The following is an 11453-nucleotide window of genomic DNA, read 5'->3' on the forward strand; positions in this document are numbered from 1 at the left end:
TCAAAATCTGATCAGCGCTCAGAGGAAGTAAAAGTGCATAATGATCTCAAGCTCATTCGCGATATTCGCGCTAACCGATTGAACGAAGGTTGATTTTGGATTTTCTTGGGATTTTTCATTATTAGTTCGGGGTACTAAAATGATAAAGCTGGGGGGAAAAAATTGGTCGCCAGTTCCATACCGCGCTGCCTGGCTTCGCCAAAGGTATTCCAGTTGTCAATTTCTACCCCAAGCTTCACGTAGGTCTCGCCAGTTTTGAGCCAGATGCTGATGCCAACGGGTATAGGGTTGTTTAGCTCCCCCCAGATGAAATCGATCTTCGCCTGCTCCCCGCTTGGATGTACGTAATCCACCGGGAGCGGCCGGTCCATCACTACGCGCATTTCGATCTCCTGACGTTCGGCCCGGATCTGGGCCACCAAGCAATAGACCATAAACTTGAATCATGCCATATGGCGCGAGGTACTCACGATGACTACGAAAACCAAGCATCTATACCTCAGCGTGCGCTGCTCGCTGTCCAGTATGAACAAGCGCCAATATTGACTGGCCTGTTCACTCATGAGGATGGCCATCGAGCGACACCGGGGGAAGCTTTGTCGCTACGGGCATTGTTCGGACTGATTATCAGAGCCGAGAAGCTATTGGTCACTTGCCGAGTCAAATTCTCGAAGACATGCTTATGGCAAGGCTCAGCAAAAAAGGTCAAGCCCTGCACTGCGACGGTGTGACGCCAACATCAGTTATCTCGCAAGCTAGGTGACATTACATTCCGACTAGCCGGAACGCAGCTATGTTCGCTAACACACAGACATTGGCCAGCCCCCTTTGGCAGACTCGAAGCCTGCCGTAGTTGCTTGCTGCTAGGTGTTCGTGACGCCGCCATCAGGTCACGAACTGCGCCGTGAGCACTGCCACCCTCATCACGCCATTCGTCGAGGGCGTGTCATGTTAAGGAAAATATGGACAGTCATTTGGACCCACATCCTCTTCCGGTTCTGGCGTCTGCCTGCCTTTTACTATCGCCAGTGGAACGAATCACATCGTAAATTCGATTACGAACCACTGCTGCGCTCGGAGTTGTTCAGCGCCGAACAGATGGCCAGCCATGGAACGCTACTGGCCCAACAGCACCGTATCAGTGGCCGCTCGGCGAAAGACTCGCTATTGGCGCGCCTGGCCGACAACGAGGTGACGCTAGCCAGTAGCTGCAAGGCGCTCACTACTGCACCGTTGTCCGCCCGGCGTGCAACACCGGCAGCGGAATGGTTGCTGGACAATTATTACCTGGTCGAAGAACAAATCCGCACCACCAAATCTCACCTGCCCCGAGGCTACAGCCGCGAGTTGCCGCAATTGGCCGATGGCCCATCGGCCGGATTGCCACGGGTCTACGACATCGCGCTGGAGACCATTTCACATGGCGACGGCAGGGTCGATGAGGAGAGTCTGAGCCGTTTTGTAGTGTTCTATCAGACGATCACACCACTAACGCTCGGTGAATTGTGGGCGATTCCGATCATGCTGCGCCTGGCACTGATCGAAAATCTGCGGCGAGTAGCCTCGCGAGTCATGGCGAACTGGGATGACCGCAACCTGGCCAATGACTGGGCCGATCACTTGATCGAAACCGCCGAACGCGATGCCAAAAGCGTGGTCCTGACGGTGGCTGACATGGCGCGCTCGGGGCCACCAATGAGCTCATCATTCGTCGCTGAACTGGCGCGACGGCTACAAGGGCAAAGTGCCGCGCTGATACTGCCATTGGCCTGGATCGAGCAGGTGCTCAGCGAGTCAGGACTCAATATCGAGCGCCTGGTGCAGGTGGATGCACAGCAGCAAGCCGCCGATCAGGTGTCCATCAGCAACAGCATCGCCAGCTTGCGTTTGCTGTCGGCCACCAACTGGCAGGAGTTCGTCGAACACCTGAGCCACGTCGAGCACGTGTTGCGCACAGACCCGGCAGGGATCTACGCGCGGATGGATTTCGCCACCCGTGATCACTATCGGCATGTGGTCGAACGCTTGGCGAAGAATTGTGACCAGGCTGAAAAAAGCGTCGCGCAAGCGGCCATCGCCCTGGCCGATGCCCGGGTAAGGCCCCCGCCCGAGGGCGACGTGGCCGGACATGTGGGTTACTACCTGGTGGGCCCTGGGCTCAATGAGCTCGAGCATCGAATCGCCGCTCGAGTGCCCTTGGGCGAGCAATGGCCACGCCTGCTGCTTCGCGCACCGCTGACCTTCTACTTGGGTCTGGTGCTGATCCTGTCAACGCTGTTCGCCTGGCCTTTCCTTGAGGCCGTTTATCGCGACGCAAGACCTGGATACCTGCTGGCATTGCTCGCGATACCTACGTTGCTGATGTCCAGCCGCCTGGCCATCAGCCTGGTCAATTGGCTGATCACTCTCACCCTACCCCCCTGCATTCTTCCCCGACTGGACTACAGCCAGGGTATCCCGGTGCAAGCGCGCACGTTGGTGGTCATTCCCACCCTGATAGCCCATTGCGTAGATGTCGAAGAGTTGGTCGAAGGCCTGGAAGTACGCTTCCTGGCCAATCGGGATGCCAATCTGCACTTCGCCCTGCTCACCGATTTCATGGATGCCCCCACCCAGGAGCTGGAGCAGGATGCGAGCCTGATGTTGCTGGCACGGCGGCTGATAGAAGCGTTAAATCAGAAATACCCCGACCCACACAATGACCGCTTTTTCCTGTTGCACCGACCAAGACGCTGGAACGAGGCAGAGCAGACCTGGATGGGTTATGAGCGCAAACGCGGCAAACTCGCCGAGCTCAATGCCCTGCTGCGAGGCCGTGGCCAGGAGTGCTTTTCACTGATCGTTGGCGATATCCAGACACTGACTCCCGTTCGTTACGTGATCTCCCTCGACACGGATACCCAACTACCGCGTGATGTTGCACAGCAATGTATCGGCGCGATGGAGCACCCGCTAAATCACCCCGTGTTCGATCCGCATCAGGGCCATATCAGCAGCGGTTATGCGATTTTGCAACCGCGAGTGGGCATCAGTCTGCCGAGCACTGCACGCTCTTCCTATGCCCGGCTGTTCGGGAGCGATGCAGGCGTCGATCCCTACACCCGCGCTGTTTCGGATGTTTATCAGGATCTTTTCCAGCACGGTTCATTCATTGGCAAAGGAATCTACGCCGTGGATGCTTTCGAGCACGCCCTGGAAGGCTGTTTCCCGGAAAACCGCATCCTTAGCCACGACCTGATCGAGGGCTGTTATGCCCGCTCGGGGTTACTCAGCGACGTGCAACTGTTCGAAGAATACCCCGCCCGTTACAGCGCCGACGTCAAGCGCCGGCATCGCTGGATTCGCGGGGACTGGCAGTTGCTGCCTTGGGTCATGCCCTGGACGCCCAAGGCAGGTGGAGGGCTAGAGCGCAATCGCCTTTGTGCCGTGGCTCGCTGGAAAATCTTTGACAATCTTCGGCGCAGTCTGGAGCCGAGCGCTTTCCTGGCAATGTTGCTGTGGGGCTGGCTTGGAGCAATGCAGTCTTTTTCGTGGACCTTCGCGGTGCTTATCCTGGTACTTATCCAACCACTGGCGAGCACCTTGCAGGAGCTGATGGGCAAAACCGCCGACGTTCCGATCGAGCAGCATTTGACAGCGGCCCTGGGCACCTCCAGCCAACACTTTACGCGGGCGGTCCTTCCTCTGGTTTGGCTGCCGTTTGAAGCCTTATACAGCCTGGATGCGATCGGCCGTACGTTGTGGCGCATGCTGATCAGCAAGCGCCGTCTGTTGCAGTGGGACCCTTCACGGGAAGTGGAACGCAGCAACAGCAACAAACTGTCTGATCTATACCGTGGAATGTGGATCGCCCCATTGCTGGCGGTGGTCCTTTGCGCACTGTTACTACCCACTCCTAATGTCCTTGCCTTGGCCGGACCATTTTTGCTGCTGTGGCTTGCGAGCCCGGCCGTCGCCTGGTGGCTCAGCCGGCCTTCCCCCCGGGCGCAGTTCAATCCTTCAGCGCAGGAGCTGCGCTTTCTGCGATCCCTGGCGCGCAAAACCTGGGCGTACTTCGATCAATACGTCGGTCCGGCCGACAACTGGTTGCCCCCTGACAACATCCAGGACCAGCCCCGCCCTGCCATTGCACATCGTACATCGCCGACCAACATGGGGATGGCGCTGCTATCCCATCTGGCCGCGCACGACTTTGGCTATCTGAGTGGCGGACGGCTGCTGGAGCGCCTCGATCAGTCCTTGTCCAGCATGGCCGGCCTGAAGAGCCACCGCCGGCACTTCTACAACTGGTATGACACCTTGACGCTCAAGCCCCTGCCACCGCACTACGTATCGACGGTAGATAGCGGGAATCTGGCAGGACTGCTACTGACCTTGCGCCCAGGGCTGTTGGACTTGATCGATGCGCCACTGCTTGATTTGCGGGTGGTCAACGGCATGATCGATACCCTGGATGTGCTGCAAGACGCCCTCCTCGCCGCGGGCCTGGACGACCACGACGTGCGAATGCTGCAAAGCGAAGCGCTCGTGGCGCAGGTTCGGGTTGTTTCGAGCCCTGACGATGCCACCGAGACTCTCCTGATCTTGCTGGAGCGCATCAGCGCACCCACTGCCCTCAGCCACTCGGCGACGGTCGGCGAAGCCGCCTTCTGGCTCGAGGCGCTGTACGCGCAATGTCAGGATCTGCAGGCCGAACTGCTGCGCTTCAGGCTGCCGCCCGCCATCGACAGGGCCGAGTCATTGGCACTCAGCTGGCGCCAGTTGGCGCAACTCGATGTCGCGCGCTGGTTGCCGGCTCAGCAGGCTCAAGTGACGGGCGTTCAGCGCCTGGCGGTACAGCGCATTGCCTCAGTCACCCGCCTGGCCAATCTGGCCGACGCCATGGCGGACATGGACTTCACCTTTCTCTATGATTCCCAGCGCGATCTTTTCGCCATCGGCTATAACGCCGACGAGCGCAAGCTGGATACGGGTTATTACGACTTGCTGGCCTCGGAGGTGCGACTGACCAACTTTGTGGTTATCGCCCAAGGCCAGTTACCTCAAGAAGGCTGGTTTAGCCTTGGAAGACTGCTCAGCAGCAACGGTGGCCTACCCGTGCTGCTGTCCTGGTCTGGCTCGATGTTCGAATACCTGATGCCCATGCTGGTAATGCCCAACTATGAAGGCACCCTGCTCGACCAGACCTGCCGCTCAGCGGTCGCCTTGCAGATAGAGTATGGCAATCAGTTGGGTATTCCCTGGGGGGTTTCCGAGTCGGGTTACAACACTCAGGATGCTCACTTCAACTACCAGTATCGCGCATTCGGTGTACCAGGCCTGGGACTCAAGCGAGGTCTTGGCGAGGACACCGTTGTCGCTCCCTATGCCAGCGCCCTGGCGCTGATGGTGGCCCCCGAAGCCTCGTGCCGGAACCTGCAGCGACTTGCCGCGCTGGGCCTGGCCGGGCGCTACGGCCTGTATGAAGCCGTGGACTTTACCGAAGCGCGCTTGCAGCGCGGACAACGTTGCGCAGTCGTCTATTCCTTCATGGCGCACCACCAGGGTATGAGCCTGCTCGCGCTGACGTGCCTGCTACTTGACAGGCCAATGCAGCGACGTTTCGAATCCGACCCACAATTCCAGGCGACCGCCCTGCTGTTACAGGAGCGTGTGCCGAAGACCGCCGCGCAATACCTGCATGCCGCAAGTTCGCCGGCTGCGGACCGGGCATCACGATTACATGAGACCAAGCTGCGGGTATTTACCGATCCTGACCGCAAACGCCCTGCGGTGCAGTTGCTCTCCAACGGCCGCTACCATGTGATGGTCAGCAGTGCTGGCGCAGGTTACAGCCGTAGCAACGAGATTGCTGTCACCCGTTGGCATGAAGACTTCACCTGCGACAACTGGGGTATGTTCTGTTACCTGCGCGATGTCACAAGCGGCACATTCTGGTCCGCCGCGCACCAACCGACGCTGCGCCAAACGGAAAGCCACGAAGCCATCTTCACTGATGCCAGAGCGGAGTTCCGCGTACGCGAACAAGACTTCGACACCCATACCGAAATTGTCGTCTCACCGGAAGACGATATCGAGTTGCGCCGCCTGCACATCACCAACCGTGCGCGGGTGCGCCGCAGCATAGAACTCACTAGCTACGCCGAGGTAGTGCTGGCTTCGGCAATCAGCGACGCGATACACCCGGCCTTCAGCAATCTGTTCGTGCAGACCGAACTGTTGCGTGCGCTGCAGGCAATCATCTGCACCCGTCGACCGCGCTCCAGCCAGGAAACAGTGCCCTGGATGTGTCATTTGCTGGCAGCGCACGGTGTACACGTCGATGCGATCTCCTACGAGACCGACCGCGCGCGCTTTATCGGTCGTGGACGCAGTGTCGTGGCCCCGGCGGCAATGGATGATGAGGTTGAACAATTGTCAGGAACCGCCGGCCCGGTACTTGATCCGATTGTAGCGATACGTTGTCGCATCACCCTGGACCCTGGTCAAACGGCGACCATCGACCTGGTGACTGGCCTTGCCGACAGCCGTGACAACTGCCTGCACCTGATCGACAAGTATCGCGACCGTCATCTGGCCGATCGCGTCTTTGACCTGGCCTGGACCCATAGCCAGGTGTTGCTGCGTCAGCTCAACGCGTCACTGGCCGACGCGCGTCTGTTCGAACAGATGGCGGCGTCGATCATCTATGCCAACGCCGCATTGCGGGCCGAGAGCAGCGTGCTGGTGGCCAACCGGCGCAACCAGTCCGGCCTCTGGGGGCAGGCGATATCGGGTGACTTGCCCATCGTGCTGCTGCAGATCAGCGATCTGGCTAACATCGAGTTTGTACAGCAGATGGTCAAAGCTCATGCCTATTGGCGTCAGAAAGGCCTGTCGGTAGATCTGGTGATCTGGAACGAAGACCAGGCCGGCTATCGCCAGCAACTGCAAGACCTGATTATGGGACTGGTCACCTCGGGCAGTGAAGCGAGCCTGGTCGACCGTCCTGGCGGGATTTTTGTGCGGCCGGCGCAGCAGTTGTCGAACGAGGACCGGACACTGATGCTATCGGTGGCCCGTCTGGTACTCAATGACAGCCACGGCAGCCTGGCCGATCAGGTCCATCGGCGCCGCGCGGACCCTCTGCTCCCCAGGCTCGAACCGAGTATTGTGCGAGTGCAGCAACCACCTGTGGTCAGTGCCGCACAAACCGACCCTGCCTTGATATTGAGCAATCCCTACGGTGGCTTCAGCCCGGACGGTAACGAATACGTAGTGACCCTGCGCCCAGGCCAACCCACACCCGCGCCTTGGGCCAATGTGCTGGCCAATGCGCAATTCGGCACGGTGATTTCCGAAAGTGGCGGTGCTTACACCTGGAGCGAGAATGCTCACGAATATCGTCTCACCCCATGGCATAACGACCCGATCTCTGACCCCAGCGGTGAGGCGTTGTACCTGCGCGACGAAGATACCGGACACTTTTGGTCGCCGACCCCGCAACCCTGCCCAGGTAGCGGCCTTTACCGGACTCGCCACGGTTTCGGCTACAGCGTATTCGAGTATGAAGAGGACGGCATCCATAGCGAGTTGTGGGTCTATGTGGCGCTGGATGCACCGATCAAATTCTCGCGCCTGAAAATACGCAATACCAGCGGCCGGCCGCGGCGTTTGTCGGCAACGTGCTACGTGGAGTGGGTACTGGGGGATTTGCGCAGCAAGTCGGCCATGCATGTGGTCACGGAGGTGGACCCATTCAGTGGCGCGCTGTTTGCGCGCAATGCCTTTTCGATCGAGTTCTCCGGTCGCGTCGCCTTTCTCGACACGGACTCGACGGGGCGCAGTTTTAGCGGTGATCGTGCCGAATTTCTTGGTCGCAACGCAAACCTGCAAACTCCGGCAGCACTGACTCGTGCCCGATTGTCTGGACGCTGTGGTGGTGGTTTCGACCCGTGCGCAGCAATGCAGGTCGCACTGGAGCTGGCGGACGGCGAAAGCCAGGACGTGATGTTCCGCCTCGGCGCCGAACAGGACGCCAAATCAGCCACCCACCTGGTGCAGAAATACCGCGGCGCCAAGGCCGCGGCGGGCGAACTGGACGCTGTGCGTATGCATTGGAGCACGACCTTGGGGGCCATACAAATTCAGACTCCCGATCCAGCCATCGATGTGTTGGTCAACGGCTGGCTGATGTATCAGGTCATCGCATGCCGCTTCTGCGCGCGCAGCGGTTATTACCAATCCGGCGGAGCCATTGGCTTTCGTGATCAGTTGCAGGACAGCATGGCAATGATACATGCCGACCCGGCTGCCGCGCGCCGCCACCTACTGCTCTGCGCCGCACATCAATACCCCGAAGGCGACGTACAACACTGGTGGCATCCACCGCAAAGTCGCGGTGTGCGAACGGGCTGTTCCGACGACTTTCTTTGGCTGCCTCTGGCAACCAGCCGCTACGTGTACATCACCGGTGATCGTAGCGTGCTGAGCGAAGTGGTGGGTTATATCGAGGGACGCGCACTCAATGCTGGCGAAGATTCCTACTACGATTTGCCTGGCAGTTCGCAACTCCAGGAAAGCCTCTACCAACATTGCGTGCGCGCCATTGAGCATGGCCTCAAGCGCGGATCCCATGGGCTGCCGTTGATGGGGGGCGGAGACTGGAATGACGGAATGAATCGAGTCGGCGAGCAAGGCCTTGGTGAGAGCGTGTGGCTTGGTTTCTTCGGCTACGAGGTGCTGCTGCAATTCTCCAGTACTGCGCAGTTGGAAGGCGACATGGTCTTCGCCCAGCGTTGTACTGAGCAGGCGGTGACCTTGCGTGTGAGCCTGGAAAATCAGGGTTGGGATGGCGCTTGGTACCGCCGCGCTTACTTCGACGATGGCCAGGTATTGGGCTCTGCGAATAACGAGGAATGTCGTATCGACTCCATAGCGCAAAGCTGGTCGGTGCTCTCCGGGGCTGCGTCGGAGGTACGGCGCCGAACTGCGATGGATTCACTGGATCTGCACTTGGTCCGGCGCGACACCGGCGTGGTGTTATTACTGGACCCGCCGTTCGACAAGGGTGCACTGGATCCCGGTTACATCAAAGGCTACGTACCCGGCGTACGCGAGAACGGAGGCCAGTACACTCACGCCGCCGTCTGGGCAAGTATGGCCTTCGCCCGTCTCGGCGACAGCGACAAGGCATGGGAGCTGCTGCGCATGATCAATCCCGTCAGTCGTCGCAGCGCTGCACAAATCGAAACGTACAAGGTTGAGCCTTACGTGATGGCCGCCGATGTCTACGGGGTTGCGCCCCACACAGGACGCGGCGGCTGGACCTGGTACACCGGCTCGGCGGGCTGGATGTATCGCCTGATCGTCGAATCACTGCTGGGACTGACACGTTGCGGCAACTCGCTGCGCATTGAACCGGTGCTGCCAGCCAATTGGCCTGGCTTCACGCTACATTATTGGTTCGGTGCAACCCTCTATCACATCGAGGTGCGCCAAAACGAAGACGCCACACACACACTCAGCCTGGATGGCAAGCTACTCACCGATGCGACGTTAGGACTGCTGGACGATGGGATCGAACACCGTATTTTGGCGACTTGCCCGAAATCTACGGCGGTTAATGAGGGGCGCGTCACATCAACTTCTTAACGGCAGTTGTAACAGGGGCTCTGAGCGATAGCGCACAGAGCGCCTGTTTTGGACTAGGCTGAGGGAGAAAGGACTCATTCTCTGAACGGTGGCGTTATATGTTCGATGCACTCAAGTCACAACAGAACTATCTGCTTGCCGCACTCCCTGATCAAGTCCAGAACCGCCTCCTCCCTGATCTTGAACTGATCTCCTTGCCCCTCGGCAAGGTGCTGTACGAGTCTGGAGATACGCTTCGCCATGTCTACTTCCCTACCGACTCTATCGTTTCACTACTCTCTGTAATGGAAAACGGAGCCTGCGCGGAAATCGCAGTGGTTGGCAATGAAGGTCTGGTGGGCGTCGATGTGTTCATGGGCGGTGAAAGCACCTCTAGCCGGGCGGTTGTGCAAAGTGCCGGGCATGCTTTCCAGCTGCCAGGGCCGCGACTCAAGGATGAGTTCAATCGTCATGGCGAAATGCTGCTGTTGATGCTGCGCTACACCCAGGCCCTAATCACGCAGATGGCCCAGACCGCAGCATGTAACCGTCACCACTCGATAGATCAGCAGTTGTGCCGCTGGCTCTTGCTTTCACTTGATCGCTTGCCTGGTAATCAGTTGACCATGACTCAAGAGCTGATTGCCAATATGCTCGGTGTTCGCCGCGAGGGTGTTACCGATGCGGCGGGCAAACTTCAAAGGCAGGGCGTGATCGAATACAGTCGCGGCCGCATCAACGTGCTAGACAGACCTAAGCTTGAGCAGCTGAGCTGCGAGTGCTACGCCGTGGTCAGAAATGAAACCGACCGTTTACTCCCCTACCTTCCCGTGCACCGCTCTGATTGATTCTAAGCCCTCCCTCGCTCTGTGCAGTGGTCAACTAATCCCGGACACGACGTTAAGTTTTTTCTCGGCCTGAGCTGACCTCCCTGCACCCGTTATTGATTCAGGCGCTGACGTCTGGCGCAAGGGAGTGATCATTCAAATAGAAGATCCGACGGTCAGCCCGCATCAGCCCTGATAGCCATCAACAAACAATACGAGTGCTTACTAGCCACGCTCGGAAATCACACTGAAGAACCTAGATCTATGACTTCACTGTCTGGTCTTCACAGTGACGAACATTTTGATGCGGTCGTGTATCTCCTGAAGAGCGTGACGAAAAGGCTCATGTCTCTCACTGGTCGTCGGATCCTCAAAGCTCCACACCATCACCTCGCCGGAAGTAGGCATCCGAGCTGCTTCTTCGGAAGACTTGTCACACAGAGTGATTACATAGTGGAACTGCCTCCCCTCAAACTCATCGATCGTCTTGCTACGCAGGCCAGTAGTCTCGACACCTATGTGATCTAGAGATTCCAGTGTGCGTGAGTCGATCTCACCTGCCTCAAGCCCGGCACTGAAGGCTTCGAAGTGTGACGAATCAGTATGTCGAAGAAGCGCTTCTGCCATCACTGAACGAACGTCATTTTTGGCGCAGACGAACAGCACCTGGACTCTGTCAGCCATACCTTTTCCCCCAATCCTCAGCCTAACGAAATAGTGCTTTCAAAAACGACATCGTTGATTAAAGCAGTGATTTTGATCGCCCGACTTCGAATCGATGCAGTGCATTATTTCAAACCAATCAGTGCCAACATTTCCAATAGGCGTTGATGCCAATCAAGGAAAACCACATCTGCCAGTCCACCGCGGAACCTGTGGGAGCGGCGGTGCGGCGATCCGACTTGCTCGCGGAAGCGGTGTGTCAGTCACATCAATGCTGCCTGAACCACCGTCTTCGCGAGCAAGCCCGCTCCCACAGGGGCACCGCTCGCTACCTGAGCGAGCGTCAACAGA

General features: G+C 58.4%; 4 protein-coding genes. 2 read left to right on the forward strand and 2 right to left on the reverse strand.

The features are described from left to right. Window positions 1–134: 134 nt before the first annotated feature. The gene (locus ACA064_RS15810) at window positions 135–383 is read right to left on the reverse strand and encodes a hypothetical protein (protein WP_497668948.1); all 249 of its coding nucleotides are present in this window, start codon (window positions 381–383) and stop codon (window positions 135–137) included. 565 nt (window positions 384–948) lie between these two features. Between ACA064_RS15810 and ACA064_RS15815 the strand changes: the two genes are divergently transcribed. After that, window positions 949–9633: a glycoside hydrolase family 94 protein gene (locus tag ACA064_RS15815; RefSeq protein WP_497668949.1), complete on the forward strand. Its 8685-nt coding sequence runs from the start codon at window positions 949–951 to the stop codon at window positions 9631–9633. A 98-nt stretch (window positions 9634–9731) separates the two neighbouring features. Beyond that, window positions 9732–10460 (forward strand): Crp/Fnr family transcriptional regulator, encoded by a 729-nt coding sequence (locus ACA064_RS15820; RefSeq protein WP_497668950.1) that lies wholly within the window; start codon window positions 9732–9734, stop codon window positions 10458–10460. Between the two features lie 249 nt (window positions 10461–10709). On the opposite strand, the gene ACA064_RS15825 is transcribed toward ACA064_RS15820, so the two are convergent. Beyond that, window positions 10710–11123, reverse strand: coding sequence for an arsenate reductase ArsC (locus ACA064_RS15825; RefSeq protein WP_497668951.1), 414 nt, complete (start codon window positions 11121–11123; stop codon window positions 10710–10712). Between the last annotated feature and the right edge of the window lie 330 nt (window positions 11124–11453).

The sequence above is a fragment of the Pseudomonas sp. LBUM1658 genome, from assembly GCF_059716055.1.

What these genes read in the sequence shown, in the direction of transcription:
- ACA064_RS15825 (WP_497668951.1), bottom strand. Translation starts at nt 11,123, where the DNA reads ATGGCTGACAGAGTCCAGGTGCTGTTCGTCTGCGCCAAAAATGACGTT.
- ACA064_RS15810 (WP_497668948.1), bottom strand. Translation starts at nt 383, where the DNA reads ATGCGCGTAGTGATGGACCGGCCGCTCCCGGTGGATTACGTACATCCA.
- ACA064_RS15815 (WP_497668949.1), top strand. Translation starts at nt 949, where the DNA reads ATGTTAAGGAAAATATGGACAGTCATTTGGACCCACATCCTCTTCCGG.
- ACA064_RS15820 (WP_497668950.1), top strand. Translation starts at nt 9,732, where the DNA reads ATGTTCGATGCACTCAAGTCACAACAGAACTATCTGCTTGCCGCACTC.